General features: G+C 68.6%; 23 protein-coding genes and 1 pseudogene. 14 read left to right on the forward strand and 10 right to left on the reverse strand.

Going from position 1 to position 26,066, the window contains the following annotated elements; all coding sequences use genetic code 11:
• Positions 1–3: 3 nt before the first annotated feature.
• Positions 4–993, reverse strand: a complete 990-nt coding sequence (locus E3T61_RS14960; RefSeq protein ID WP_241992595.1) for an NAD(P)-dependent alcohol dehydrogenase — start codon at positions 991–993, stop codon at positions 4–6.
• Between the two features lie 58 nt (positions 994–1,051).
• Here E3T61_RS14960 and E3T61_RS14965 point away from each other — a divergent pair, with 58 nt between their 5' ends.
• Positions 1,052–1,657 carry a DnaJ family domain-containing protein gene (locus E3T61_RS14965; protein WP_134641624.1) on the forward strand — a complete coding sequence of 202 codons (606 nt, stop codon included), beginning with the start codon at positions 1,052–1,054 and terminating at the stop codon, positions 1,655–1,657.
• 75 nt (positions 1,658–1,732) lie between these two features.
• On the opposite strand, the gene E3T61_RS14970 is transcribed toward E3T61_RS14965, so the two are convergent.
• On the reverse strand, positions 1,733–3,160 hold the full coding sequence (locus E3T61_RS14970; RefSeq protein ID WP_134641625.1) for an ATP-binding protein: 1,428 nt from the start codon (positions 3,158–3,160) through the stop codon (positions 1,733–1,735).
• A gap of 182 nt (positions 3,161–3,342) precedes the next feature.
• Between E3T61_RS14970 and E3T61_RS14975 the strand changes: the two genes are divergently transcribed.
• The 3 genes from E3T61_RS14975 to E3T61_RS14985 all read left to right on the forward strand — a co-directional run bounded on the left by E3T61_RS14975 (position 3,343) and on the right by E3T61_RS14985 (position 7,480).
• The gene (locus E3T61_RS14975; RefSeq protein WP_134641626.1) at positions 3,343–4,611 is read left to right on the forward strand and encodes an MFS transporter; all 1,269 of its coding nucleotides are present in this window, start codon (positions 3,343–3,345) and stop codon (positions 4,609–4,611) included.
• Positions 4,612–4,685: 74 nt separating this feature from the next.
• Positions 4,686–5,264 carry a GNAT family N-acetyltransferase gene (locus E3T61_RS14980; RefSeq protein ID WP_134641627.1) on the forward strand — a complete coding sequence of 193 codons (579 nt, stop codon included), beginning with the start codon at positions 4,686–4,688 and terminating at the stop codon, positions 5,262–5,264.
• Positions 5,265–5,344: 80 nt separating this feature from the next.
• Entirely contained in the window at positions 5,345–7,480 is a 2,136-nt protein-coding gene (locus E3T61_RS14985; RefSeq protein ID WP_134641628.1) for an MMPL family transporter, read from the forward strand.
• Between the two features lie 25 nt (positions 7,481–7,505).
• On the opposite strand, the gene E3T61_RS14990 is transcribed toward E3T61_RS14985, so the two are convergent.
• Complete coding sequence (locus E3T61_RS14990; protein ID WP_134641629.1) at positions 7,506–8,372, reverse strand: helix-turn-helix transcriptional regulator; 867 nt, start codon at positions 8,370–8,372, stop codon at positions 7,506–7,508.
• Between the two features lie 131 nt (positions 8,373–8,503).
• Here E3T61_RS14990 and E3T61_RS14995 point away from each other — a divergent pair, with 131 nt between their 5' ends.
• The 7 genes from E3T61_RS14995 to E3T61_RS15025 all read left to right on the forward strand — a co-directional run bounded on the left by E3T61_RS14995 (position 8,504) and on the right by E3T61_RS15025 (position 14,213).
• A complete protein-coding gene (locus tag E3T61_RS14995) occupies positions 8,504–9,517 on the forward strand; it encodes a zinc-dependent alcohol dehydrogenase family protein (protein WP_174777030.1) in 1,014 nt (337 codons plus the stop codon).
• On the forward strand, positions 9,517–10,716 hold the full coding sequence (locus tag E3T61_RS15000) for an MFS transporter (protein WP_134641630.1): 1,200 nt from the start codon (positions 9,517–9,519) through the stop codon (positions 10,714–10,716). The genes E3T61_RS14995 and E3T61_RS15000 overlap by 1 nt, the downstream gene beginning before the upstream one ends.
• The gene (locus E3T61_RS15005; RefSeq protein WP_134641631.1) at positions 10,713–11,120 is read left to right on the forward strand and encodes a hypothetical protein; all 408 of its coding nucleotides are present in this window, start codon (positions 10,713–10,715) and stop codon (positions 11,118–11,120) included. The genes E3T61_RS15000 and E3T61_RS15005 overlap by 4 nt, the downstream gene beginning before the upstream one ends.
• Before the next feature lie 121 nt (positions 11,121–11,241).
• The gene (locus tag E3T61_RS15010) at positions 11,242–11,730 is read left to right on the forward strand and encodes a heme-degrading domain-containing protein (protein ID WP_134641632.1); all 489 of its coding nucleotides are present in this window, start codon (positions 11,242–11,244) and stop codon (positions 11,728–11,730) included.
• A gap of 13 nt (positions 11,731–11,743) precedes the next feature.
• A complete protein-coding gene (locus E3T61_RS15015; protein WP_134641633.1) occupies positions 11,744–12,661 on the forward strand; it encodes a TolB family protein in 918 nt (305 codons plus the stop codon).
• Between the two features lie 22 nt (positions 12,662–12,683).
• The gene (locus E3T61_RS15020; RefSeq protein ID WP_134641634.1) at positions 12,684–13,094 is read left to right on the forward strand and encodes a Rid family hydrolase; all 411 of its coding nucleotides are present in this window, start codon (positions 12,684–12,686) and stop codon (positions 13,092–13,094) included.
• A gap of 177 nt (positions 13,095–13,271) precedes the next feature.
• Positions 13,272–14,213 carry a pseudouridine synthase gene (locus E3T61_RS15025; protein WP_134641635.1) on the forward strand — a complete coding sequence of 314 codons (942 nt, stop codon included), beginning with the start codon at positions 13,272–13,274 and terminating at the stop codon, positions 14,211–14,213.
• A 38-nt stretch (positions 14,214–14,251) separates the two neighbouring features.
• On the opposite strand, the gene E3T61_RS15030 is transcribed toward E3T61_RS15025, so the two are convergent.
• From E3T61_RS15030 to E3T61_RS15045, 4 genes and pseudogenes are all read right to left on the reverse strand, one after another.
• Entirely contained in the window at positions 14,252–14,755 is a 504-nt protein-coding gene (locus tag E3T61_RS15030) for a SixA phosphatase family protein (protein ID WP_134641636.1), read from the reverse strand.
• 8 nt (positions 14,756–14,763) lie between these two features.
• A complete protein-coding gene (locus tag E3T61_RS15035; protein ID WP_134641637.1) occupies positions 14,764–14,949 on the reverse strand; it encodes a hypothetical protein in 186 nt (61 codons plus the stop codon).
• 192 nt (positions 14,950–15,141) lie between these two features.
• Positions 15,142–17,507 (reverse strand): annotated as a pseudogene (locus E3T61_RS15040) (arylsulfatase).
• Between the two features lie 189 nt (positions 17,508–17,696).
• Positions 17,697–19,559, reverse strand: coding sequence for a glycoside hydrolase family 15 protein (locus E3T61_RS15045; protein WP_174777031.1), 1,863 nt, complete (start codon positions 19,557–19,559; stop codon positions 17,697–17,699).
• Positions 19,560–19,809: 250 nt separating this feature from the next.
• Between E3T61_RS15045 and E3T61_RS15050 the strand changes: the two genes are divergently transcribed.
• A complete protein-coding gene (locus E3T61_RS15050) occupies positions 19,810–20,499 on the forward strand; it encodes an NUDIX hydrolase (protein ID WP_134641638.1) in 690 nt (229 codons plus the stop codon).
• 116 nt (positions 20,500–20,615) lie between these two features.
• On the opposite strand, the gene E3T61_RS15055 is transcribed toward E3T61_RS15050, so the two are convergent.
• A complete protein-coding gene (locus tag E3T61_RS15055; RefSeq protein ID WP_134641639.1) occupies positions 20,616–21,638 on the reverse strand; it encodes a TerC/Alx family metal homeostasis membrane protein in 1,023 nt (340 codons plus the stop codon).
• A gap of 352 nt (positions 21,639–21,990) precedes the next feature.
• On the reverse strand, positions 21,991–23,817 hold the full coding sequence (locus E3T61_RS15060) for a DEAD/DEAH box helicase (protein WP_134641640.1): 1,827 nt from the start codon (positions 23,815–23,817) through the stop codon (positions 21,991–21,993).
• Between the two features lie 219 nt (positions 23,818–24,036).
• Here E3T61_RS15060 and E3T61_RS15065 point away from each other — a divergent pair, with 219 nt between their 5' ends.
• Together E3T61_RS15065 and E3T61_RS15070 are read left to right on the forward strand one after the other, a co-directional pair.
• Positions 24,037–24,837, forward strand: a complete 801-nt coding sequence (locus E3T61_RS15065; protein WP_198418704.1) for a slipin family protein — start codon at positions 24,037–24,039, stop codon at positions 24,835–24,837.
• A gap of 88 nt (positions 24,838–24,925) precedes the next feature.
• Positions 24,926–25,165, forward strand: coding sequence for a DUF1272 domain-containing protein (locus E3T61_RS15070; RefSeq protein WP_241992596.1), 240 nt, complete (start codon positions 24,926–24,928; stop codon positions 25,163–25,165).
• A 1-nt stretch (position 25,166) separates the two neighbouring features.
• Here the strand turns inward: E3T61_RS15070 and E3T61_RS15075 are convergent, their stop codons facing one another.
• Entirely contained in the window at positions 25,167–25,958 is a 792-nt protein-coding gene (locus tag E3T61_RS15075) for an alpha/beta fold hydrolase (protein ID WP_134641642.1), read from the reverse strand.
• Positions 25,959–26,066 lie beyond the last annotated feature (108 nt).

Below are 26,066 nucleotides of genomic sequence, written 5' to 3' on the forward strand. Positions count from 1 at the left end.
CTCCTAACCGGCCACGACAACTTTGCCGAGCGCGCGTCCCTCGCCGAGGTAGCTCAGCGCCTGTGCCGCCTCGTGCAGCGGAAAGGTGCGGTCGATGTGGATGCCCAACTCGCCGGCGGCACACTGCTCGGCGACGGGCTCGAAGTATGCCGGGCCCTCCCTGGCAATGAGCAGCCCCAGCCGGCGCCCGGTGACCAGGCCGAGCGCCGCGCCCACGGTCACGACCCGCAGCACGCTGCGCACGGTTCCGCCGACGCAGAGGTAGCGGCCGCCACGCGCCACGGCCCGCCGGTAGGCGAACACCGACCGGTGTGCCACAAGGTCGAGGATCAGGTCGAACGGTTCGAGCCGGGTGAAGTCCGAGGTGGTGTAGTCGACGACCTCGTCGGCGCCGAGCCCGCGCATGAAATCGAGCTTCCTTGCGTTGTCGACGCCTGTCACATGCGCTCCGGCCCGTTTGGCCAGCTGAATCGCGAAGGATCCCGACCCGCCGCCTGCCCCGTTGATGAGCACACGCTGGCCGGCGCGAGCGGTGGCGGTGCCCTGCAGCGCGATCGCTCCGGCCTGGGGCAGCGTCGAAGCCTCGGCGAAGCTCAGCCCCGCTGGCTTGAGGGCGAGGGCCGCGAGCGGCGCCACCGCGTACTCGGCGAAACCGCCCAGAAGGCCCATGTTGTCGCCGTACACCTCATCATCGACGCGGAACTTAGTGACGCCGGGGCCGACGGCGGTGACCCGTCCGGCGATGTCGGAGCCCAACACCCGGCGCCGGGGAGCGCGCAGCCCGCCGAGCCGGGCGTACCCCGGGGTGCCGGTCAGTCCCTCCCAGTCGGACAGATTGAGCGAGGTCGCGGCGACCTTGATCAGCACCTGGTTCGCGCCCGGCGAGGGTGTGGGAATCTCTTCGACCCTGAGTACGTCGGGCTGCCCATACCGGTCGTAGACGACGGCCTTCACACTGAGCGGCGTTCGGGTGCGGGGTGGGGGCGACGGCACATGCGGGCCAGTGTACGCGGGGCTGCCCGTCACCGGGAGGCGAACGTAGGCTGGTGTCATGACTGGCTCACGCGAACCCAGCGATACCCCGCTCAATGTGGCGCGGTACAAGATCAACCGCGAGATCCCCGCATCCGAGAGGCCCGAAGCGGCCGAGCCGGACACCAACGAGGCCGGCCAGGCGATGATGGATGCCCGCGCGCAGTACGTGGAGATCTCGATCCAGCAGGCCATGCGTCGCGGCGACTTCGACAACCTGCCCGGCACCGGCAAGCCGATCCCCGGACTCAACGCCCCGTACGACCCGGATTGGTGGATCCGACAGAAGATCGAGCGCGAGCAGATCACCGGACTGGGCCCGCCCGCCCTCACTCTGCGCTCCGAGGACGCCGGGCTCGACGCCCGCCTCGATGCCGTGGTGTCCGAGCGAGCGGTGCGGGAGATCCTCGACGACTTCAACCGGCGGGTGGTCGAGGCCCGCCGGCAGCTGCGCGGCGGCCCGCCGGTCGTCACGGCGCTGCGTGACACGGATGCGGAGATCGCTCGCTGGCAGGAGCGCCGCGAGGCCGCCCGCCGCGAGAGGGACGCCGCACGCGACCGTGAGGCCGCGGCCCGAGCCGCGATGACCTGGCGGCAACGTCGTCAAGCCAAACGCGGGCGATGAGAGCGGTCCCGCGAACTGTGAGCTAAGCACCCAAAACGTCGAGTTTTCGGGGCTTTACTCACAGGTCGCGGAAGGTCACTCGGGTCTGAGGGGCACGCCTACGTCGGCCCCGCCCTCCCGGGTGAGACGCGGACCCATGCGCACCATGGTGGGGGCGGGAACGAAACCGCCGGCGAAGAGGGCTTCGCCCTGCGTGAACCGCGACGCCCGGGCGAGCATCGCGGGTGGCACAAAACCGAAGATGGTGGCGAGCTCATCGAGGTCCACCGGAGACGTCATCTTCATGAGCGCCAGATTGTCGCACTGCGAGATGATGCTGGGATGCACCCGGGACGGCCGCTGGGTCGACAGCAGCAGCCAGAGACCGAACTTGCGCCCTTCCGCCGCGATCTGAACGATCCGCTCCCGCACTGCCACGTGCAACGGGCTGGTCTGGTCGGGTGAGCAGAAGTTGTGCGCCTCGTCGATGACGATCAGGAGCGGACGGCGCTGCTCCCGCTTGTCCCACAGATCGTCGAGAACCGCCAACGCCACGACCAGCGACTCCTCCGGGAATGCGAAGCCGCCGAGGTCGAGCACCGTCGCATCCGGCCGGGTGTCCAGGATGTCGGTGACGGCGGTCAGGCCCTGTGCCCAGACACTCCAATCGGTCACCCGGAGGTTCTCGGTGCGCGCCGCCAGCTCCCGCGCCGCCGGGGTACCCCGTTCCACCAGTCCAGGGATGACCCTCGTCGGATCGATCAGACCCACGGTGTCCTCGATGTGCATCAGTTCGTTGTGCTCGGCACGATCCTCGAGCGGATCGAGCCGAAACACCGCCGCCTTCGCCCGCAATGACAGGTCCAGGAATCGCACCCGGAGCGGATCCGGGCTCGACGCCGACGGGCGCAGAATCCGGATATCCCGGCTTGCCAGCGCCTTCTGCGCCTCTGTGGCGGCACCCGACGGGTGAGCCTGCCGCATGTGCACGAAGTCCGCGTTCGGGTCGAAGATCACCATGGGCAGCGCCGTGTGAATCAGCAGCTGTTCAAGCGCCACACCCAGAGCGTAGGTCTTGCCCGATCCGCTCTGCCCGCACCAGAAGGTGTGCCGGTTGAAGCGCGTCGCGATCAGCCGGGCCGGGATGTGCTGGGAGGCCAGGAAGGAGCCGATGGGCAGGGACCCCGTGGTGTCGCCGTAGAGCACCTCGGTCGTGCGGGCGTCCGCCGGCTGCAACGTGGCCGATCCGAACGCGACGGGGCGCCGTCCATCGAGGTGGTGTCCATCCCCATTGAGCAGGCCCAGGATGCGGCCGGAACCGTGCGGGGCGCCGCCGATCGTGACGCTGACCTCCTCAACCTGGCCGAGCTGGTCCGTCTCGGCCTCACCCTCATCCGTGGTTCGCAGGACCACCAGGCTGCCCGGCTCGAATCGGGAGCCGGTCGCACCGACGAACTGGAAATGCCGGCCGTCGATCGATACCGCGGCGGCCTTTTCGAGTGTTGCGCTCTCAACTTCACTCATGGTGTGACCCTTCATCAGAATTCCGGGGGACAACCGCGTCCGTTCAGCGGCAGCGTAGTGCCGTTTCTCAGCTCTGGCACCTTGCCGGTCCTGGAGCAGAACGCTGGAGCCTAGCCATCCGCCCCTCCGAGGTCGATGATGAGTGGTGTGACGGGATGGTCTGAGGTGATCGGACCCGGGTCGTGAACCCGGCATCCCGGCGTGTCCAGCGCATCTACCTCGTTCTGCTGCTCGGCAATACCCTGGCGGCCTCGTTCATCTGGGGCATCAACACGCTGTTCCTGCTCGACGCCGGGCTGAGCAACTTCGAGGCGTTCGCGGCGAACGCGTTTTTCACCGCCGGCATGGTGATCTTCGAGATCCCGACCGGCGTGGTCGCCGACACCGTGGGCCGCAAGGCCTCCTACCTGCTGGGCACCATCACGCTGTCGGTGACCACCGCGCTGTACTGGATGCTCTGGCTCTGGCAGGCGCCGTTCGTCTGGTGGGCCATCGTGTCGGTGCTGCTCGGCCTGGGCTTCACCTTCTTCTCCGGCGCGGTGGAGGCCTGGCTGGTCGACGCGCTCACCTCGACCGGGTACACCGGCAGTCTCGAGGCGGTGTTCGGTCGGGGCCTGGTCGTGACCGGGATCGCGATGTTCGCCGGCTCGGTGCTCGGCGGGGTGATCGCCCAGGCGACCAATCTCGGAGTGCCGTTCCTGGTGCGGGCCGGGGTGCTCGTGGCTATGTTCATCTACGCGTTCGTGGTGATGAAAGACCTCGGCTTCACCCCGGACCACTCCCGCGGCCCGGTGAAGGCGACCCGCCTGGTGCTGGCGGAGTCGATCGAGCACGGGCTCAAGCGTCGGTCGGTGCGCTACATGATCCTCTCGGCGCCGTTCGCGTCCGGGGTCGGCATCTACGCCTTCTACGCCTTGCAGCCCTACCTGCTCGAGCTCTACGGCGACCCGTCCGCATATTCCATCGCCGGGCTGGCCGCGGCGATCCTCTCGTTGGCGCAGGTGGTCGGCGGGGTCGTCGCGCCCCGCATCCGCACGCTCTTCGCCAAGCGCACCAGCACCGTGATCGGGGCCTCGCTGCTCAGCGTGGTCTCGCTCATCGTGCTCGGCCTGAACAGCCTGTTCTGGCTCGCGGTGGTGTTCCTGCTGCTCTGGGGCTTCGTCTTCGCTGTCGCCGAACCGGTGCGCCAGGCCTATCTGAACGACATGATCCCGTCCAAGCAGCGCGCTACGGTGCTCTCGTTCGACTCGTTGTTCGGCAGCCTCGGCGGTGTGTTCATCCAGCCAGCCCTCGGCCGTGCCGCCGACCTCTGGGGCTACGGCGCCTCGCTCATGATCGGTGGTCTCGTGGAACTCATCGGCGTTCCGATCATGCTCGCCAGCCGACGCCAGAACGACCCGGCCGATAGCAAGACCGTTCAAGCGGATGCCGCCGCGCCCGACGCATCCTGACAGTTCAACCAGGCCCGGCCGCGGCGTCACCGACCGTTCACTACGGCGTCACGGGTGACAGCGACACTGTGCGCATGAACCCCCGCACGTCGCTCGATCCGGTCACCGTCGACCTTCGCCTCCTCTCGTCGCTCGACGTGGCCACGCTCGACACCGTGGGCGGCACGCTGGGGGAGCTGGACTATCCGGTCGCGGGCGCGCCCACCGGCCGAGCCCTCGTGGATTCGTATCTCCGCCGCGCTCCCGACAGCGCCTGGGCGCTCTTCCGGGGCGGCGCACCGGCGGGCGTCTTCGCGGTGGTCCCCTACCTCGAGCTGGCCGGGACCATGCAGACCTCCACCTATCTCGCCCATGCAGCCCGGGGCACCGGGCTGAACACGGCGGTGAAGCGGGCGGCGATCACGGCTGCCCGGACCGGCTCCCTCCCGCTCTATTCGTCGGTGCACCACGCGAACACGCGGTCGCTGGCGGCAACCCGCCGGCTGTTCGTGTCGATCGAGCCGGTGCAGGTGGCGGAGCGCATGACCGGTCGCCTTGCCTGGCGCTTCGAACTGAGCGATCCGTGGGCCCAGCTGACGAATGGCCCGGTGCACCAGGGCCTCATCGACCAGCTCGGCGCAACGTTCCGGCGGCCGGCGCTCCAGGCGGCCTGACCGGCTGCGGGTTGCCGGGCACACCGGACGCGCGTACCGTCGGCTGCGGCATCCACCAGCCGGTCGGGAGGGGCCTCGTCATGCACACCGTGCTCGAGCGCTATGGGGTGTTCGCGGCCAGCCATTCTTGGCGGGTCATCGTGCTGTTTCTTGCGGCCGTGGGACTCGTGTCCGGTTTCGGCCTGGGTATCGGGCAGACCACCGACGACACCGTCACCCTGCCGGGCAGCGAGAGCACCGCGGCCCAGGACCTGCTGCAATCGGCGTTCCCGAAGAGCGCGAAAGGCTCCGGCACGATCGTGTTCTCCGGCGACGCCGGGGCGTTCTCCTCGCCGGACGGCACCGCCGCGCTGCAGTCCCTGGCCGCCAGCATTGCCGCCGACAAACATGTGACCCAGGCCGTGCTACTGCCGACGGCCATCAGCTCCGACGGCAGCGTCGCCTACATCAGCGTGTCATTCGACGTGGAAACGCGGGACGTCACGCCCGCGATCGCGCAGCCCGTGCTGGACACCGCGACCAAGGGTGCGCCGTCCGGGGCGACGGTGCTGCCCGGGGGCCAGATCGCCAAGACCCTCGCGGCCGAGCCCACTCACGGAGCCGAGGTGGTGGGGCTGGTCGCCGCCGCGATCATCCTGCTGATCTCCCTCGGCACCGCCGTGGCGATGGCCCTGCCGATCCTCTCGGCGCTCATCGGTCTGCTGTTCGGACTGGGCGCCATCGCACTGCTGAGCCTGCTGGATGCCATCCCGACGGTGTCCGGCACCATCGCGGCGATGCTCAGTCTCGGGGTGGGCATCGACTACTCCCTCTTCCTGGTCACCAAGTTCCGGTCGGTGCGGGCAACGGGAGCTTCGGTTCCCGTGGCGGCCGGGCGCGCGATGGCCGGCTCCGGCTCCGCCATCGTGTTCGCCGGGGTGACCGTGATGGTCGCCCTGGCCGGACTTGTCCTCGCCGGGGTGCCGTACCTCAACTCGCTCGCCTGGGTCGCCGCGACCGGGGTCGCCTGCGCGATGCTCACCTGCCTGCTCCTGCTGCCCGCTGTACTGGGCCTGCTCGGCGATGGCATCGAGCGCCTGGCCCTGCCCACCCGCACCGCCAGGCGGGAGAAGCCCGGCGTGTGGCACCGAGTCGGCGCCGCGACCTCGAAGAGGCCGTGGCTGTCCCTGGTCGGGAGCCTGGTGGTGCTCGCGGCTCTGGCGTTCCCGGTCACCTCCCTGCAACTCGGCCAGACCGACGACGGCAACGCGCCCACCAGCCAGGTCACCCGGCAAAGCTACGACGTGCTCAGCGACGCGTTCGGGGCGGGGGTCAACGGTCCGTTGCTGGTGATCGCCGCCCTGCCCACGCCGGAGCCGAGCGGCCAGTCGGTTCCGCCCGATCCTGCCCTGGCCGCGCTCACCACCGCGTTCGGCTCCACCGACGGCGTGGCCAGTGTGGTCGGGGCGACGGTCAGTGACGACGGCACGGCCGCTCAATGGTCGGTGATCCCCACCACGGCCCCCAGCGATCCGAAAACCGCGAAACTGGTCGACACGCTGCGCACCTCGGTGATTCCCGGAGCCGCGGGCGACCTGGATCCGCTTGTCGGCGGGCAGACGGCGGCCAAGGCCGACTTCGCCGGCATCATCGACGCCAACCTGCTCACGGTGATCATCGTGGTCATCGCGGCCAGCGCCGTGTTGCTGTTCTTCGCCTTCCGTTCCGTGGCGATCCCGCTCACGGCGGCGGCGATGAACGTGGTTTCGATCCTGGTGGCCTACGGGGTGCTCGTGTTCGTCTTCCAGCAGGGCAACGGCATCCAGCTCACCGGCCTGGACGCCCCAGTGCCGATCGAGGCCTACGTGCCCCTGCTGCTCTTCGCCGTGCTGTTCGGCCTGTCGATGGACTACGAGGTGTTCCTGCTCAGCGCGATCCAGGAGTCCTGGCACAGCTTCGCTGACAACCGGCGGGCCGTTGTGCACGGTATCGGCAGCACCGGCCGGGTGATCACCTCGGCCGCGCTGATCATGGTGAGCGTGTTCATCTCCTTTGTGCCCAACCCCGACCCCGTCGTGAAGATGTTCGGTGTGGGCCTCGCGGCAGCGGTGCTCGTCGATGCGACACTGGTGCGCGGTGTGCTGGTTCCCGCCGTGATGACGGTGCTGGGGCGGGCCAACTGGTGGTTGCCGGCGTGGCTCGACAAACGGATGCCGCACCTCACCATCGAGGGCTGAACCGGCCTGGTCGGGCGACCGCGGGTCAGTCGGCGGCGACGCTGGTGGCCGCCCAGCTGGCCAGCAGGCGCAGCCGTTCGGCGCTGGGCGAACCGGGTTCGGCCGTGTAGATCAGCAGCACGGTGCCGGGGTCGGCGGTGATGGCGAGTTCCTCATAGGCCAGGGTGAGTTCACCGACCACCGGGTGATTGAACCGCTTCGTGCCGGACCCGTGCGTGCGCACGTCGTGAGCGCCCCAGAGGGTGCGGAACGTGTCGCTTCGCGTGGACAGCTCGCCGACCAGGTCCTGCAGGGCCTTGTCGTTCGGGTCGCGACCGGCCTCGGCGCGCATGATCGACACACACATCTCGGCGAACACCTGCCAGTCCGGGTAGAACTCGCGCGACGCCGGGTCGAGAAACTGGAACCGGGCCAGGTTGGGGATGCGCCCGCCGTCGCCGATCACGGGCGAGTAGAACGCTCGGCCCAGGTCGTTGGTCGCCAGGAGGTCCTGGTGCTGGTCGCGCACGAACGCGATCCCCTCGGTGATCGTGTCCAGCGCCCACTGCAGGCTCGGCCGGCTCGCCGGGTTCCGGGTCGCGCGGCGGCGGATGCGCCCGGACACCGGGATGCCGTCGGCGGCACGGGCGAGATTGAACAGGTGGGTGCGTTCGGTGTCGTCCAGCTGCAGGGCCCTGGCGATGGCGTCGAGCACCGACGAGGACGCTCCGGCGATCGCACCGCGTTCGATTTTGGCGTAGTACTCCACACTCACTCCGGCCAGCGACGCCACCTCGGTGCGACGCAGCCCGGACACCCGCCGGTTGGCACCGGCGGGCAGACCGGCCCGCTCCGGGGTGATCTTCGCGCGCCGCGACATGAGGAATTCGCGCACTTCGGCCTGATTGTCCATATCCACGACAGTACGTCGCCCCGACGCGGTGTGGGGTGCTCTGCCGGTACACCCCACGGCAGGGACTCCCGCCCGGCCCGGTGCACCGGTTCACTTGAGGACGTACCACCAGCAACCGAAGGAGCATCCACATGCGTTCAGTCATCATGTACGCCCCCGGCGACGTCCGGGTCGAAGACCGTCAGGACCCGACGATCATCCTGCCGACCGACGCGATCATCCGGCTCACGGCGACCTGCATCTGCGGGTCGGACCTGTGGCCGTACCGGGGCGTCGAGCCCGTCGACCACAGCCAGATGGGCCACGAGTACGTCGGTATCGTCGAGGCGATCGGTGATGCCGTGCAGAGCGTCAAGGTCGGCGACTTCGTCGTGGGATCGTTCGTGATCTCCGACAACACCTGCGAAATCTGCCAGGCCGGATTCCAGTCCAAGTGCGAGCACGCCGAGTTCGCGTCGGGTATGCAGGCGGAGAAGGCGCGGATCCCGCTCGCGGACGGCACCCTCGTCGCGACCCCCGGCCAGCCGGATGCCGATCTGATCCCGTCTCTGCTCGCCGCCTCCGATGTGCTCGGCACCGGGTGGTACGCCGCCGTGGCCGCCGAAGCCGGCCCGGGCAAGACCGTCGCGGTCGTCGGTGACGGAGCCGTGGGTCTGATGGCGATCCTCGCCGCGAAGCAGCTCGGCGCCGAACGCATCATCGCGATGTCGCGGCATCCCGAACGGCAGAAGCTGGCCCGGTTCTACGGCGCCACCGACATCGTCGAGGAACGCGGTGACGCGGGGGTGGCGAGAATCAAGGAACTCACCAATGGGCTCGGCGCGCACTCCGTGGTCGAGGCCGTCGGCACGCAGGAATCGTTCATGCAGGCCGTCGGCGCCACCCGCGGTGGCGGACACCTGGGCTACGTCGGGGTCAACCACGACGTGCAGATCCCCGGCATCCAGTTGTTCTTCGCCGGTATCCACACCCTCGGCGGGCCGGCCCCGGTGCGCCGGTTCCTGCCCCAGCTGATCCAGCTGATCTGGGACCGCACCATCGACCCCGGCAAGGTCTTCGACCTCACCCTCCCCATCGAAGAGGCCGCCGCAGGCTACGAAGCCATGCACGAGCGCCGCGCCACCAAGGTGCTGCTCACCTTCTGATGAACACCACCACGACAGTGCCGGCCTCGACGGCGACGGCGACAACTCAGCGACTGCCGATCTTCACCCTGACCGTGCTGGCCGCCATCGGCTTTGTGCTTGTGGCCATGGAGACCATGCCGGCGGGCCTCTTGCCGGTGATCGCCAGCGGCCTGGGCACCAGCGAAGGCACCGTCGGCCTGTTCGTCAGCGCGTACGCGCTCGGCACGGTCATCGTGACCATTCCGGCCATCACACTGACCCGGAGGATGCGCCGGAAGCCTCTGCTGCTCGGCGCCGTCCTCGGACTCATCGTGGCCAACACCGTCACCGCGGTCTCCAGCGACGTCGTTCTGTCGCTCGGGTCACGATTCGTCGCCGGCGCGTTCTCGGGAATCGTCTGGGGGATGCTCGCCGCCTACGGGCGGAAGATCAGCCCGCCCCGGCAAGCCGGCCTGTCGTTGGCGATCGTCTCCGCCGGGGCGCCGGTCGGCTTCGCGCTCGGCACCCCGCTCGGGTCGTGGCTGGGCACCACATTCGACTGGCGCTGGGCCTTCGCCGGTCTCACCGTGGTGGCGGTCGTCGCCGGTCTGCTGATCGCGCTGATCGCGCCGGATGCCGACGGGCAGCCGGGAACGGCCAGGCTGCCGCTGACCCGGGTGCTGAGGATCCCCGGCATAACCGTGATCCTGGCCGTGATCTTCACCTGGATGATCGCGCACAACACCATCTACACCTACATCGCCCCCTACCTGCGGGCCACCGGCGGCGACCTCTCGGTCGAGGTCCAGCTGTTCATCTTCGGGGTGGCCTCGATCGTGGGCATCGTTCTCACCGGGGCGCTGTTGGACCGGTACCCGCGCGCACTGCTGCACGGCAGCGTGGCCCTGTTCGTGGCCGCCGGAGTGATCCTCGGGGCCGGCCACGCCTCGACGCCGGCCGTCGTGGCCGCCACAGTGCTCTGGGGGCTCACCTTCGGCGGGGCATCCGCGCAGCTGCAGGCCGCGCTCTCCAGCAGGGGCGGGGCCGACTCGGATGTCGCGAACGCCTTCCTGCCGGTGGCCTTCAACCTCGCCATTTTCGCCGCAGGGATCCTCGGTGCCGCGCTGCTCACCCCGTTCGACGGGCTCGTGCTGCCCATTGTCATGATCGTCTTCGGCCTTCTCGCCCTGTTGCTGACCGTTTACGGGCGCCGATCTGCATTTCTCGCCCGACTGTGACCACTCATCCGTTCCGCCGCGGCCCGCGTTCCGCCACGGCGGTGTCCGCGCACGAGGTGAGAGTGGTCCTCACCGCCGCCTGCCGAATCGGCGACCGCACCCTGCAGATGCACATCACAAACGTCCAAGCCGCCCGAGCAGACCCCGACGAAGCCCGGTGGATGCGTGCTCGCCTCTGGACCGCGCGTAGCGAAGCGCGAGCCGAACTCACCGCGGCGCTGGAACCGAGCTGGTGGGACGGGGCGACCCCCGAGTCCATCGAGGCAACGTACCAAGCGGCACGGGTATGGAGTCCATCAGACCCTGTCTGCGCCGAGCTTGAGGACTCATTCGCGGCCATGGTTCACATGCTCTATGGCGTGTGCATCAACGAGATCACCGCCCTCGCCGACGCCCGATCCTGACGGCCACGCCACCAGCCCTGCCCCACGTGAAAGGTGAAACGCTGCGCCGGCCGCCCGGCACCGGTATCGTGCCATACAGTGCGGCGCCGCTGCCGACACCCCGACGAAAACGGACCTTTCTATGTCGCTAGCCCCCGACCCCGCTGCCCAGGCGCTGCTGCCCCTGCTCGAGGAACAGAACTCTCGCATCAGTTTCGCCGCCTTCGACTACGACGATGCCTACAGGCTGGGCAGCACGATCATGGCCAAGGCGACCGCCGACGACCTGAAGATCACGGTGACGATGTCCTTCGGCGAGCAACGGGTCTTCCACGCCGCCAGGCCGGGCACGACCGCGGACAACGACGACTGGCTGGCCAGGAAGTTCCGCGTGGTGGCGCGGTACAACGTGCCGTCCTTCCTGATCAGCACCAAATACCGGGCGAGGGGACTCGACTTCAACGAGGCCACCGGACTTCCCGTCACGCAGTACGCGGCCGCCGGCGGCGCCTTCCCGCTCAGGGTGAACGGATCCGTGATCGGAGCCGTCGGGGTGTCCGGCCTGGTCGAGAACCTCGACCATGACCTGGTCGTCTGGGCGCTCGAGGCAGCCCGGGCCGCCGCCGTCTGACGGGCCTGCTGACATGGACTTCCGGCGCCTGGGGACCGGCCAGACCAGCCGGGTGCACATCGGTCACCGTGACGGACGCGCGCCCGAGGTCGTCTTCGAGACCGACACCATCCTGATCGAAGCCCCCAATTGGACCCTCGACGGCGCCGACCTCATCGTCAACGGTGACGGGCAGCTCTGGTCCCTCACCGCGGACGGCAGCGGCGGCCTGGTGCAGATCCCGCTCGAGGGAGTTCCGGCGCTGAATAACGACCACGTGCTGGCGCCCGATGGTGAGCACATCTTCGTCTCGGCCAACGACTGGCACATTTACCGGGCCAGCCTGTCGGGCGGGCCCACCCGGCGGGTCACCAACCCCGGCGACCGCATGCACTTCCTGCACGGCGTCAGCCCCGACGGGCAGACCCTCGCCTACATCGGGTTGGAGCCCGGCGGGGCAGACCTGTGGGCCAGCGGGAACGTGTTCAGCATCCCGGCCGACGGCGGCGCCGACCGGCAGCTGACCACCGGGAGCCGGCCCGCCGACGGCAGCGAATTCTCACCCGACGGTGCCTGGATCTACTTCAACACCGAGTTCTTCGAGCCGGCGGCCGGGCACGCGCAGATCGCCCGGATGCGCACTGACGGCTCAGACCTGCAGCAGCTGACCGCCGACGAGCGGGTGAACTGGTTCCCGCACCTGTCACCGGATGGCGCCAGCGCGGTGTACCTGTCATTCCCGCCGGGCACCGAGGGACATCCGGCGGACCGCTGGGTCGACGTGATGCTGGTGGACGGGCCCGACTGGGCGCATCCGCGCACCGTGCAACGGCTCTTCGGCGGCCAGGGCACCCTCAACGTGAACAGTTGGGCGCCCGACAGCGAGCGGTTCGCCTACATCAGCTATCCGATCGCCGGTAATGTCGATGATTCGCCGTCCACTCGGCGTTGATTGTCTGCCCAGTGAGGACCCCATGACCGAGTACACCCGTCAGAACATCTCGTCCGGCTCCGCCTGGGAGCCCGTGGTCGGCTACTCCCGCGCCGTGCGTGCCGGCGCGTTCGTGTTCGTCGCCGGCACCACTGCCAGCTCGCCCGACGGGGCCGTCGGCGGGGCGGATGCCGCGGCGCAGGCCCGGGAGATCTTCGTGCGTATCGGCGCTGCCCTTGAACAGGCCGGAGCAAGCTTCGACGAGGTCGTGCGCAGCCGGGTGTACCTGAAGGACATTGCCGACTTCGACGCCGTCGGGGCGGTGCACGGCGAGGTTTTCGGGGCCATCCGCCCGGCTCTTGTCGCTGTGGCCGTCGGCGCGCTGGCCGCGCCCGACCTCCTGGTGGAGATCGAGCTCGACGCCATCGTCGGCGCGGCCCTCCCCGCCGCGTAGTCGCCGCCCCAGCATCCGCCGTCGCGGCACAACTCCTGCATTTCTCGCGAACTGAGTCGGTTCACCGGCGGTTTGGGCAGGATTCTGGAGAATTGCAGGAGTTGTGCGGTGGGAGGCGACCGGTGTGCTGGCAGACCGGTGGGCCGGCAGGCTCGCGGCTGCCCGTACGATCGGGGGATGCCCCCACGCTCGCCCCTCCCGCAACGGCACGGGCTCGATGCGGCCTGGGTGTGCACCCCGGAACGCGACCGGCCCGGCGCCCCGAAGCCGACCTGGCCGTCCATGAGCGCCTGGTTGCAGGAACGGGTAAGCGAGTCCGTTGACGTGGTCGGCTTGCTGGATCAGCGCAGATTCGTCTACGAAAACGGCACGCCGGTCGCCGGGGCGGACCCCTACCGGCCCACGACGTTCGTCTGGTTCCACCGCGACCTGGCCGACGAACCGGTGGTGCCCGGCGCTTTGCACCTGATCTATCGGGACGAGCGGATCGTCGTGATCGACAAACCGCCCTTCCTCTCCAGCATTCCGCGAGGCAGGCACGTGGTGCAAAGCGTCGTGGTCCGCCTGCGCGCCGAACTGGGGCTGCCCGAGCTCTCCCCGTTGCACCGCCTGGACCGGGTGACCAGCGGCCTGCTGGTTCTGGCCACCGAACGCCGCTGGCGAGGGGCCTACCAGACGCTCTTCCAGCGCGGCGAGATACACAAGGTGTATCGGGCCTTGGCGCCGCTCCGCCCCACACTCGAACTGCCCGTCACCGTGCGCAACCACCTGGCGGCCCGGCCAGGTCTCTGGCAGGGCGAGGCGGTGCCCGGCGCCCCGGTCAACGCGGAGTCTGTGATCGAACTGGAGGGCCGACTCGGGGATGCGGGACGGTACAAGCTGACCCCCCGCACCGGGCGCACCCACCAACTGCGCCTGCACATGCTGGGCCTGGGCATCCCGATCATCGACGACCCGCTCTACCCCGTGGTTCAGGATGTGTCGGTGCACGATTTCCGACGGCCGCTGCAGCTCCTGGCCAGTGAACTGGCCTTCACCGACCCCATCGACGGTGGGGCCCGGCGGTTCGAGAGCAGGCGACGGCTCCCGCTCCCGGCGGAGGCCGCCACGGCGGAATGAGGCAGGTCGCGACTCAGCGGGCCCGATGAGCCGCGTGCCTAGCCGAGGCCGTCCCGGCTGACCCGGCCGGAGGTCACGAGCACGGCCGTCGAGCTCGCGAGCTCTGACCAGGGCCCCGATAGGCCGAGCACGGCCAGCGCCGAGGTCGACAGCGTGACGCTCTCGCCGGTGAGCGCGGAGACCAGGCCCTCGAGTCCGGGATTGTGGGCCACCAGAAGCACCGTCCGCAGCTGGTCGGGCAGTTCCCGCACGATCGCGAGCAAATCATTCACGGATGCGGCATACGCCCGGTCATCGACTCGGGCCTCGGGGCTCACGCTGAACTCGGCCGAGGCCAGCGCCCAGGTGGCGCGGGCACGAGTGGCGGGGGAGACGACGGCCAGGTCGATGGCCGGGAAATGCTCGGCGAGCCAGCCGCCGGCATCCGGTGCCTGGCTCTGGCCGCGGGCGTTGAGGGTGCGATCGATGTCGGCTTCGCCGCCTGACCAGTCGGATTTGGCGTGCCGGAGCACGATCAGGGTTCGCTCACTGGACTCGGACATCGCGGGGGTCACTTCGTGACACCGTCGGGCCAGGTCGGCTCGCACCAGCGCATGACGAGCACGATGATCCCGGCGCGGGTGGCCCGGCCGTCGAACGTCGCGAACTTGCGGAAGGCCGTGCCGATCGCCGTGCCGATCGCCGTGCCGAACGGCATCGGAGGCATGACCTCGGCTGCTGCAGGTGGTTGTTCCATACCGCCAGCCTAACCAAGCGACGATCTTCAGTCTCGACGCCGCGGCGCGCTCCCGCGACCCGATATTTTCGGGTGATGCGCCCGGCCGTGGTCGCGGTGGAAGTCGGTGCCCTGGCCGCCCCGGCCCTCCCCGTAGAGATCGAACTGGACGCGAGTCCGAGGCCGCACCGTCCGCCGGTCGGCTGGCGCGACTCACTGCCTGGCCATGATGATGCGGAATCGCTCCTCCGGGTCGATGAAGTGGTCGTTGTTGTCGTCGCCCAGGTCGATCTGCACCCAGTTGATTCGGCCGGTGAAACGGCTGTCTCTCGTGGTGTAGTCGGATGAGACCGCGGTGCCGGACTCGTAGCCCACGTCGGTGGTCTCGTCGGCCGAGAAGACCATCGCTTGGGTGGCGCCCACCCGGCCGGTGCCCACGGGATTGCCGTCGTAATAGAGCGACACGTCACCGCCCTTGCCCAGCCCGCCGCCGTCGTAGCCGAACTCCATCCGCACCTGGCACTTTCCCGCGGGGATCGGCAACTCCGCCTCGGTCCTGAACGTCTGGATGCCGAGGACGTTGTACACGAATACGGCACGGCCTCCGATGGCATACAGGCTCCAACCGCCGAACCGGCCACCCTGGGCGATGATCACGCCATCCGCCCCGCCCTCGGGGATGACCAGTTCGGCCGTCACCGAGAACGACTTGTTCTTGATACTTACCACGCTGTTCTCCGACAACCGGCCCATGCCGGAGAACAGCAGCTGGCTGGTCCCCCTGATCAGGGTCGGCCGGCCGGCTGTCTCGGGGGTGGCCCGTTCTATGCCGCGGTCGTCGATCGGCAGCACGTTGTACTTGGTGGCCTCGATCAGCCAGAGCCTTTGCAGTTTGGCGAGCATCTCCGGATTATCGGCGGCCAGGTTCCGGGCCTGGCTGTAGTCGGTGCGACCGTCGTAGAGCTCCCAGACATCGTCGTCGAAGGCGGGAATCTCCCCGCCGATCATCACCCAGGGGGTGCGGTGCTTGGTGACGGCGCTCCAGCCCTTGTAGTACAGGCCTCGGTTGCCGAACATTTCGAAGTACTGCAGGTCGTGACGTTCCGTGGCCGCTGGGTCGTCGAAGGTGTACAGCATGCTCACGCCCTCCATGGGCGTCTGCTGCACACCGTTGACCATCGTCGGTTCGGGCAGCCCGGCGGCCTCGAGAATGGTCGGGGCGATGTCGATGCAGTGGGTGAATTGCTCCCGCAGCCCGCCTTTCTCGGCAATCCCGGCCGGCCAGTGCACGATGGTGCCGTTGCGGGTGCCGCCCCAGTGTGACGCGACCTGTTTGGTCCACTGGAAGGGGGTGTCCATCGCCCACGCCCACCCCACCGCGTAGTGGTTGTAGGAGGTCGGGCTGCCGAACTCATCGACCTTGGCGGCCATGAACTCCGGCGTCTCCAGCGCCGCCATCCCGTTGAAGTTCGCATCTCGTTGAAGGCCCCGTTGACGGTGCCCTCCGCGGAGGCCCCGTTATCCCCGATGATGTAGTAGATGATCGTGTTATCGAGGATGCCCAACTCGGCGACGGTGTCGATCACCCGGCCGACGTGGTGATCGGTGTGTTCCATGAACCCGGCGTAGACCTCCATTTCACGTTCGAGCGCCGGCTTGAGCCCGGCGGGCATGTCGTCCCAGGCGGGGATCTCCGCGTGCCGCGGGGTGAGGAGCGCGTCGGCGGGGATCACCCCGAGTTCCTTCTGCTTCGCGAAGGTGCGCTCGCGCTGCACGTCCCAGCCGTCGGCGAACTTCCCGGCGTACTTGTCCGCCCACTCCTTGGGGACGTGGTGGGGTGCGTGCGTGGCGCCGGGCGCGAAGTACACGAAGAACGGTTTGTCGGGCATCAGGGCCTTCTGCGAACGGATCCAGTTGCAGGCGTGATCGGCCAGGTCCTCGGTGAGGTGATACCCCTCCTCAGGGGTGGCGGGGGGTTCCACCGGGGTCGTGCCGTTGTAGAGCGCGGGATCCCACTGGTTGTTCTCCCCGCCGATGAAACCGTAGAAGGTCTCGAAACCGCCACCGGCCGACGGCCAGGCGTCGAACGGGCCCATCGGCGACGATTGCCACACGGGCACCTCGTGGCACTTGCCGAACTGGGCGGTGGAGTAGCCGTTCAACTTGAGCGTCATCGCCAGCGGCGCCTTGGTGTTCGGCCGCAACGAGCTGTTTCCCGGCGCCGAGGTGGCCGTCTCGGTGATGCTGCCCATCCCCACCGAGTGGTGGTTGCGGCCGGTCAGCAGCGCCTGGCGAGTGGGTGCGCACAGCGCCGTGGTGTGAAACCGGTTGTAGCTGAGCCCGTTGGCGGCGAGTCTCTCGGCGTTCGGCGTGGCACACGGCCCGCCGAAGGCGCTCGACGCACCGAAGCCGGCGTCGTCGATCAGGATGATGAGCACGTTCGGTGCCCCCGCCGGCGGAAGCAACGGCTCGATCGGCGGGTAGTGCGTGTCGGGGTCCTTCGCGTCGTAGGTGGTGAGTCCGGGTGCCGCGCGGTCGGGAACCGGCAGCATCGAACGGGCGTGGCGGTCGGGATTCATCACGGGGCCTCCTGGCTCTCTCGGGCGAAGGTAGCCGCCAGGCTTCCCGGCGGCATCACCCGCTAGGGATGAGGTCACGTCGTCCGTCCGGTCATCCGGCGGTTGGTCGGGACGTTCGCCGAGGAGTGGGGAGAGTGCGGTGATCCTCAAGGAGCTGCGGCAGTGGCAGCGGTACTGGGTGAATTCCTTTCAGCCGTGGTCGATCGCCGCTTCGTCGCGCCGCCGTTCGGCCTTGATCAGCCGCGTAGCCGCGTCGATCAGGGCCAGGTGTGTGAAAGCCTGCGGGAAGTTGCCCAGGTGCTGCCCGGTGGTGGCATCGATCTCCTCGGCGTAGAGCAGCAACGGCCCGGCGAACGAGAGCAGCTTGAGGAACAGGGCCTCGGCGGCGTCGTGCTCGCCGATCATCACCAGGGCGGACACGAGCCAGAACGAGCAGATGCTGAAGGTGCCTTCCTCGCCGCTCAGGCCGTCGTCGGTGCTGTCGACCCGGTAACGCAGCACCAGGCCGTTCTGGGTTAGTTCGTCGGCGATCGCCAGCACCGTGGCCCGCACCCGCTCGTCACCCGGCGGCAGGAAGCCCATGATCGGCAGGAGCAGCAGCGAGGCATCCAGGTCGGTGGTGTCGTAGTGCTGGGTGAACACGCCGCGGTCACTCACACCGCGTTCGCAGACCTCAGCTTTGATCCGGTCGGCGGACGCGCGCCAGGATTGGGCGCGGGGCGCATCGCCGCGGCTCTCGGCGATGCGGGCGGCGCGGTCGGCGGCGACCCAGCACAGCACCTTAGAGGCGACGAAGTGCCGCGGCTGCCCGCGCATCTCCCAGATGCCCTGGTCGGGTTCCGCGGAACGGGCGATGGCCGTGTCGACCAGCTCGGAGAGCCGTTCCCACGCGGCAGGGGCGATCTGTCCGCCGCCGCGAAGGTGCTCCTCGACCGAGTCGAGCAGCATGCCCCAGACGTCGTGCTGGTGCTGATCGAAGGCCCCATTGCCGATGCGCACCGGACGGGATCCTCGGTAACCGGCCAAATGGTCCAGGGTCTGCTCGGTGAGGTCCCGTTCGCCGCCGATCCCGTACATGATCTGCAGGTCCCACGGCGAGTTGGGTTTTCCGGTCGCGACAGCGTCGAGGATGAAGGCGAAATAGTCGAACGCTTCGCCGTTGAAGCCGAGGCCGTGCAGGGCGCGCAACATGAAGGCGGTGTCCCGGATCCAGGTATACCGGTAGTCCCAGTTGCGTTCGCCTCCGGGGGTCTCGGGCAGCGAGGTTGTCGCGGCGGCCATGATCGCGCCGGTCGGCGCGTAGCTCAGACCCTTCAGGGCCAGGGCGCTGCGCTCGATGTACGGGCGGAACCGGTGATCGGGGAACGTGGCCATGCTCATCCAGTTGCGCCAGTACTTCTCCGTCTGCTCAAGCTGACGGGTCGCGTCTTCGAGGTCCTCCGGAACATTCCCGTCCCAGGCCAGGGCCACAAACGCCGACTCCCCGGTCTCGAGCGTGGTTCGGCCCGTGCATCGACCGCCGACCACTCCGAGCGGCACGTTGCCGCCGAGGGTGAGGGAGACGTTGCCGCTGGCGACGGCGGCCCTGGTGTACCCGGGACCGTCGAACCTCCACGCGGCCTGGTCCCTGGCATAGTCGAACAGCGGGAAGCAGTTGACCTGAAGCTCCACCCGACCGTCGAAGCAGGTCGCGATGCGTAGGAGCGTGCGCTGCGCTATCGAGTCGCCGGGGGAGCGCCGGAAGCCTTCCCTGCGCTCGTCGGCCAACGGGCCCATCACCAGGACGTCCTTGACGGTCAACCAGCCGGTGGGCGTGTGCCAGGTGGTCTCCAGCACCATCGTGCCGGGCAGGTACCGGCGCTGCTCCGGCACTGTGGAGTTGGTCGGGGCAAACCTGAAGAGGCCGGCCGTGCGGTCGAGCAGCGCCGCGAAGACACTCGGGCTGTCCGGCCGGGGCAGGCACAGCCATTCCACGGCGCCGTCCGGGGCGATGAGGGTGCTGACCTCGCAGTCGGAGAGGAAGGCGTAGTCGGCGATCGGTGGAAATCTCATGAGTGGTCCTCCGGTGGGGCGATCGTGGCCGGTGCGGAACAACTGCCACCAGAGTCGACCCCGACTGTGTCGCTGTCAACGACCGGGCCGGCGTGCGCATCCCACCGAGGGCTTTGGTGCTGTTGCATCTGTTCGTCGTGGCCAGGAGTGTCTGCGAAGGGGTGCGGCTGACCGGCCGACGGCATCCGACGGCATCCGGCGTCGTCATGCGGCAGAGGGCGCCGGGGGAGACCCGCCGTAGTCTGGGGGGATGCCCGCCACCACCGATGATGCTCGCGCCGATCTGGCTGCGCTCTGCGCGCGCGGCCTGGATTGGGGCTTGGGGCGAAGTCGGGACCTGCCCGATCTGACCCGGGCCCGGCACGCGGCGGTACTCGTGCTTTTTGGCGTGCTCGATGCGGTGCCGGCCCTGGTTGCCGGTTCCGGTGCTGCACCCGTGCCGCGCGACCTGGACGTTCTGCTGCTGCGCCGTGCATCCACCCTGGGCAGTCACCCAGGTCAGATCGCTTTCCCCGGCGGCCGGCTCGAAGCATCCGATGCGGGCCCGGTCGCCGCGGCCCTGCGGGAAGCCGTCGAGGAGACCGGCCTGGATGTCGCCGGCCTCGAGCCGTTGGGCACTCTGCCGGCCATGCCGGTGCCCGTGAGCAACCATCTGGTCACCCCGGTGCCGGCGTGGTGGACTCGCCCATCGCAGGTGGCGGCGATGGACCACGCCGAAACGGTGGACGTGTTTCGGGTTCCCGTGGCGGAACTCCTTGACCCCGCCAACAGGGCGAACACCGTGCACACCGTCGGCGCCACCGACTACCGGGCGCCGGCCTTCACGGTGGGCGCCCGGCTGGTCTGGGGCTTCACAGCAATCGTGCTCGCCCGGATGTTCGACGAGCTCGGCTGGGCCGGGCCCTGGGACCACGACCGGATCGTGCAGCCCGAGCTCTGACGGACGTGCGCCTGCTTCTTGTGTTGGGGCGCTCTGCTTCTCGGTAGACCTCGTGTGGCCCGGCGCCCCCGATAGCGGGGGCGCCGGGCCAGGAGGGGCGCAGTGACCGTGGTCGGTTAGTGCGAGTCCTTCGCCTTGGTGATCGGCTGGCCCTCGACCTGGCCGCGGTCGGCCTTGGCGGCGTCACCGCGGGTCTTGGCCAGGCTCGCGACGGTGGCCACGGCAACTGTCGCGGCGATGAAGACCAGTGAGAACCAGATCGGGATCTCGGGTACCCACAGCACGGGCTCGCCGCCGTTGATGAACGGTACCTCGTTGACGTGCAGGGCGTGGAAGACCAGCTTGAGGCCGATGAAGCCGAGGATGACGGCCAGGCCCTGGGAGAGGTAGACCAGGCGCTCGAGCAGCCCGCCGATCAGGAAGAACAGCTGGCGCAGGCCCATCAGAGCGAAGGCGTTAGCGGTGAAGACGATGTAGGCCTCGGAGGTGAGCCCGTAGATCGCGGGGATCGAGTCGATCGCGAAGACCAGGTCGATGAAGCCGATCGCGATGATGGTGAGCAGCATCGGGGTGACGAAGCGCTTGCCGTTGATCTTGGTGGTGAGCTTGTCGCGGTCGTATTCCTCGCTGACCGGCAGCACCCGGCGGGCCAGGCGCACGAAAAGGTTGTCGGCGGGGTTGCCCTCGTGACCGCGCACCTGCATGTAGGCCAGCACGAACAGCAGGGCGCCGAAGAGGTAGAACACCCAGGAGAAGTTCTCGATCAGGGCCGCGCCCACGGCGATGAAGCCACCGCGCATGATCAGCGCGATGATGATGCCGAACATCAGCACCTTCTGCTGGTACGCCTTGGGCACCGAGAACGCGGCCATCACGATGAGGAACACGAAGAGGTTGTCGATCGACAGGGCCTTCTCAGTGAGGTAGCCCGCGAAATATTCGCCGCCGTAGCGCCAGCCGGACACGATGCCGATACCGACACCGAAGAGCAAGGCAAGGCCGATGTAGAAGGCCGACCAGCGGGCCGACTCACCCACGGTGGGCTCGTGGGGCTTGCGCACGTGCGCGAAGAACTCGTACGCGAAGAAGGCGATCGTCACGGCGATGGTGATGATCCAGATGGTGGGAGTGATATTCAAGAAGAGCTCCAGGGCAGGGGGAACGGACGGAGTTCAAGGTCTCTTCCACCCGCAGCCTGTGGAGCTGCCGAGCCGGCGTCCCGGGACTCTTCATTAAGTCCGTACTGACGGGTGCGCCGCGTGGGAGTACTCCCCTTGCTTGCTCAACAGTAGAGCAGTTTTCCTGAGATGTCGCCCCGAGAGCTTCGCCGGCGGCGAAAACCTCGAAAAACCCTTGTCGCGACGGTCCGGTGGCCGGCTTTCGACGGCTCAGGGCCGGGGGAACAGAGCTGCGCGGGCAAGGCGCCGCTGTGCGGGTGGCACGCCACCCGCATAACGGCGCCTGACCCGCGCAGCGGTCAAGCGGTTGGAGCTAGTAGCGGCGCGGCGGGCGCTCGGAGCGGTCGCCCTGCTGGGGACGGTCGTTGCGGCCGGCCGAGGCACCGTTGTCGGCGTGGATCTCGATCAGCTTGCCGCTGATGCGGGTCGCGGAGAGGCGGCCCAGCACGTCGCCGGACAGGTCGGCCGGCAGGTCTACCAGGGAGTACTCGGGCAGGATCTGGATCGCGCCGAAGTCCTCACGGCTGAGGCCTCCCTCGTTGGCCAGGGCGCCGACGATCTGGCGCGGTTCCACCTTGTGACGCTTGCCCACCTCGATGCGGTACGAGGCCATAGCGCGGTTGCTGTCGCGTGAGCGGCGCTCGGGGCGTTCGCTGCGCAGCGGGCGGTCATCCCGGCTGCCGCGGTCGTCGCGGCGCTCGCGCACGGGACGGTCACCCCGGTCACGGTCGCGGTGCTCGGTGCGCTCACGGTCGAAACGCGCCGCGGCGCGCACATCGTCGGCGTTCAGCAGCAGCGGGGTCTCACCCTGGGCGACCACAGCGAGGGCGGCGGCCACGTCGGCCTCCGGCACGTCGTGGTGCTCCACGTAGTGGCCCACGATGTCGCGGAACGCGGCGATGCGAGCGGTCTCCTCGAGGGCGGCGGTGATGGCGTCGTCGAACCGGGCCAGCCGGGTGACGTTGACGTCTTCGACGCTCGGCAGCTGCATCTGGGTGAGCGGCTGGCGGGTGGCGCGCTCGATGGCGTTGAGCAGGTGACGCTCGCGCGGGGTGACGAAGCTGATCGCGGCCCCGCTCCGGCCGGCCCGGCCGGTGCGGCCGATGCGGTGCACATACGACTCGGTGTCGATCGGGATGTCGTAGTTGATCACGTGGCTGATGCGCTCCACGTCGAGACCGCGGGCGGCGACGTCGGTGGCGACCAGGATGTCCAGCTTGCCGCTCTTGAGCTGCTCAACCGTACGCTCACGCTGCACCTGCGGCACGTCGCCGTTGATGGCGGTGGCGGAGTAGCCGCGGGCGCGCAGCTTCTCGGCGAGGGTCTCGGTCTCGTTCTTGGTGCGGGTGAAGACGATCATGCCCTCGAAGTTCTCCACCTCGAGGATGCGGGTGAGCGCGTCGACCTTCTGCGGGTACGAGACCAGCAGGTAGCGCTGGGTGGTGTTGACCGAGGTCGTGGTCTTGTTCTTGACCGTGATCTCTTCGGGGTCGTTGAGGTACTGCTTGGAGATGCGGCGGATCTGCGCGGGCATCGTGGCCGAGAACAGGGCCACCTGCTTGTCGTCCGGGGTATCGGCGAGGATCGTCTCGACGTCCTCGGCGAAGCCCATCTTGAGCATTTCGTCGGCCTCGTCAAGCACCAGGTACTTGAGCTGGGTGAGGTCGAGGGTGCCCTTTTCGAGGTGGTCCATGATGCGGCCGGGGGTACCGACGACAACATGCACGCCACGGCGCAGCGCGGAGAGCTGGATGCCGTAACCCTGTCCGCCGTAGACGGGCAGCACATGCACACCCTTCATGTGGGCGGCGTACTTCTCGAACGCCTCGCAGACCTGCAGGGCGAGTTCCCGCGTGGGAGCGAGGACCAGGGCCTGGGGGCTCTTCTGGGACAGGTCGAGGCGGGAGAGGATCGGCAGCGCGAAGGCAGCGGTCTTGCCGGTACCGGTCTGGGCGAGGCCCACGACGTCGCGGCCGTCGAGCAGCGGGGGAATGGTGGCAGCCTGGATGGCCGACGGAGTCTCGTAGCCTACGTCTTTGAGGGCCTTGAGTACGGAGTCACTGAGCCCAAGCTCGGAGAACGTGATGGTCGGGCGGGCAGTGGCTGCCTCGGTCGGTGCAGTTGAATCAGGAGGCGTCATACTACTACGGTAGTCGGTCGAAGTGCTCACCCCGTTCGGGAGCGTGAAATCGGTTGCCCGGCAGTCCGCCGACAGGGGCGATTCGGCGTCGGCGAGGACCGCCGCCGCATCAGCCGAGCGCCCGGCCGCGGTACTGGCGGACGGGGACCGGCGGGCGCACAATGACCCGTAGACGGTGGAGGCGCGCCGAGGTGTCCCGTCGCATGGAAGGTGTTCCCGATGGTGGCGTTCTGGGTGCTGCTGGCACTCGCGGTGATTCTGTTGATCGTGCTGCTGGCCCTGTCGATCAGGGTGGTGACGCAATATGAGCAGGGCGTGCTGCTGCGGTTCGGCCGGCTCGTCGGCACGCTGAAGCCTGGCCTGCACATCATCATCCCGCTCATCGATGTCATGCACCGGGTGTCCCTGCGCATAGTGACCCTTCCCATCGAGTCGCAGGGCATCATCACCCGCGACAACGTGAGCGTCGGGGTCTCGGCGGTGGCCTACTACCGGGTGATCGACTCGGTGAAATCGGTGGTGGAAATCGAGAACGTGCAGGCTGCGATCGATCAGATCGCCCAGACCACGCTGCGCAAGGTGGTCGGCCAGCACGCCCTGGACGAGACCCTGACCAACACCCAGGTGCTCAACGTGAGCGTGCGCGAGATCCTGGATGCCCAAACCCTCGGCTGGGGTGTCGAGGTGACCCTGGTCGAGCTCAAGGACATCCTGCTGCCCGAAAGCATGAAACGCTCGATGGCCAAGCAGGCGGAGGCCGAGCGGGAGAAGCGGGCCAAGATCATCAACGCCGAGGGGGAGCAACAGGCCGCCGCGACCCTCGGTCAGGCTGCGGACATCATGCTCGCGCATCCGATCGCGCTGCAATTGCGCAATCTGCAGACCCTGGTCGAGATCGGCGTCGACAAGAACACCATCGTGGTGTTCCCCGCCCCGCTCATGAGCACCATCAGCGAGCTGGGCACCTTCCTGGCCAGGGAAACCAGGGACGCGGCCGCATCCGTCGCCGACACGGACTGATTCTCGCGGCGGTGGAGCGCCGACGGGCCGGTACTATTCGTATCTGCCCAGGCCCAATCCGAAAGACAGGCGCACAGTGATGTTGGAGATGCGACCGAATTGCGAATGCTGCGACCGGGACCTCTCGGCGTCCGGTGACGACGCGTTCATCTGCTCGTTCGAATGCACCTGGTGCGCCGACTGCGTGCAGACGTTCCCCGGCGGCGCCTGCCCCAACTGCGGTGGCATGCTCCAACTTCGACCGCGCAGGGCCCCGCACAAACTGGTGACGTCCCCCGGCTCCACCATCCGCGTCGTGACACCGGGATGCCGGACCGACCTGGCCTGAATCAGCCCGGCAGGCTCGCGTCCAGGGTCTCGTGCAGTGCGCCGGCGAGCACGGCGAGGTCCACATCGTGGCTCTGACCGGGCAGCTCCACGTGCCGGCCGTACTCCAGGGCGGTGGCCAGGGCCCTGGCGGATTCACGGATGAACTCCGGCGCGAATTCGCCGCTGAGCACCACCGCCGGAATCCGGACGGCGTCGATCCGCTCATAGGGGAGCAGGCCGTCACCGAGTACCGCGTCGTCGTAGGCGAGAGTGGGGGCGATTGCCTCGTAGCCGGCCCACATCGGCGCCTGCCGCATCCCCGCGATCTGCTCGGCCGGTATACCCACCCGGGCCAGGAACAGTGCCATGGCGTCGCTGCGTCGCCCCGCGGCCAGGGCCTCGGCGAGGTTCCGGGAGTACGCGATGGCGACGGGATCACGCTCGATGCTCACCGGCACCTCATAGACCGCCAGTTCGCTGACCGATGCGCCCAGCCGCGCGGCGGCGGCGATGGCCAGCGCCCCGCCGCTGGACATGCCGAAGAGGGCCGCCCGGCCGCCGGCCGTGTCGATCAGGGCGGCGATGTCGTCGATCTCCCGGTCGACCGAGAAGGGCAGGGTGTCGGTGCTGGCGCCGCGTCCACGCCGGTCGTAGACGTACACGGTGAACCTGTCGGCCATGAGCGCGGCCAGGGGGCGCAGGGGTCCGGCGTCACGATAGCAGGTGGCGCCGTCGACGAGGACGAGGGCCGGCCCGGTGCCGAGGCTGTCGAAGGCGATCCTGGTGCCGTCGTGTGACGCAACCGTGGGCATGGTGTCTCCTTCGTGGGCTATCGCTTCACAAATGTTCGCTGACACCGTGGCACCGGATGACCACGGCGGTCAACCGCTGAGGCGGGAACATCCGCGCGGACCTGCACG

It is taken from the genome of Cryobacterium lactosi (assembly GCF_004403945.1).
GTDB classification, from domain to species: Bacteria; Actinomycetota; Actinomycetes; order Actinomycetales; family Microbacteriaceae; genus Cryobacterium; species Cryobacterium lactosi.

What these genes read in the sequence shown, in the direction of transcription:
- E3T61_RS14965 (WP_134641624.1), top strand. Translation starts at nt 1,052, where the DNA reads ATGACTGGCTCACGCGAACCCAGCGATACCCCGCTCAATGTGGCGCGG.
- E3T61_RS14970 (WP_134641625.1), bottom strand. Translation starts at nt 3,160, where the DNA reads ATGAGTGAAGTTGAGAGCGCAACACTCGAAAAGGCCGCCGCGGTATCG.
- E3T61_RS14980 (WP_134641627.1), top strand. Translation starts at nt 4,686, where the DNA reads ATGAACCCCCGCACGTCGCTCGATCCGGTCACCGTCGACCTTCGCCTC.
- E3T61_RS14985 (WP_134641628.1), top strand. Translation starts at nt 5,345, where the DNA reads ATGCACACCGTGCTCGAGCGCTATGGGGTGTTCGCGGCCAGCCATTCT.
- E3T61_RS14990 (WP_134641629.1), bottom strand. Translation starts at nt 8,372, where the DNA reads ATGGACAATCAGGCCGAAGTGCGCGAATTCCTCATGTCGCGGCGCGCG.
- E3T61_RS14995 (WP_174777030.1), top strand. Translation starts at nt 8,504, where the DNA reads ATGCGTTCAGTCATCATGTACGCCCCCGGCGACGTCCGGGTCGAAGAC.
- E3T61_RS15000 (WP_134641630.1), top strand. Translation starts at nt 9,517, where the DNA reads ATGAACACCACCACGACAGTGCCGGCCTCGACGGCGACGGCGACAACT.
- E3T61_RS15010 (WP_134641632.1), top strand. Translation starts at nt 11,242, where the DNA reads ATGTCGCTAGCCCCCGACCCCGCTGCCCAGGCGCTGCTGCCCCTGCTC.
- E3T61_RS15015 (WP_134641633.1), top strand. Translation starts at nt 11,744, where the DNA reads ATGGACTTCCGGCGCCTGGGGACCGGCCAGACCAGCCGGGTGCACATC.
- E3T61_RS15020 (WP_134641634.1), top strand. Translation starts at nt 12,684, where the DNA reads ATGACCGAGTACACCCGTCAGAACATCTCGTCCGGCTCCGCCTGGGAG.
- E3T61_RS15025 (WP_134641635.1), top strand. Translation starts at nt 13,272, where the DNA reads ATGCCCCCACGCTCGCCCCTCCCGCAACGGCACGGGCTCGATGCGGCC.
- E3T61_RS15030 (WP_134641636.1), bottom strand. Translation starts at nt 14,755, where the DNA reads ATGTCCGAGTCCAGTGAGCGAACCCTGATCGTGCTCCGGCACGCCAAA.
- E3T61_RS15035 (WP_134641637.1), bottom strand. Translation starts at nt 14,949, where the DNA reads ATGGAACAACCACCTGCAGCAGCCGAGGTCATGCCTCCGATGCCGTTC.
- E3T61_RS15045 (WP_174777031.1), bottom strand. Translation starts at nt 19,559, where the DNA reads ATGAGATTTCCACCGATCGCCGACTACGCCTTCCTCTCCGACTGCGAG.
- E3T61_RS15050 (WP_134641638.1), top strand. Translation starts at nt 19,810, where the DNA reads ATGCCCGCCACCACCGATGATGCTCGCGCCGATCTGGCTGCGCTCTGC.
- E3T61_RS15060 (WP_134641640.1), bottom strand. Translation starts at nt 23,817, where the DNA reads ATGACGCCTCCTGATTCAACTGCACCGACCGAGGCAGCCACTGCCCGC.
- E3T61_RS15065 (WP_198418704.1), top strand. Translation starts at nt 24,037, where the DNA reads ATGGTGGCGTTCTGGGTGCTGCTGGCACTCGCGGTGATTCTGTTGATC.
- E3T61_RS15070 (WP_241992596.1), top strand. Translation starts at nt 24,926, where the DNA reads ATGCGACCGAATTGCGAATGCTGCGACCGGGACCTCTCGGCGTCCGGT.
- E3T61_RS15075 (WP_134641642.1), bottom strand. Translation starts at nt 25,958, where the DNA reads ATGCCCACGGTTGCGTCACACGACGGCACCAGGATCGCCTTCGACAGC.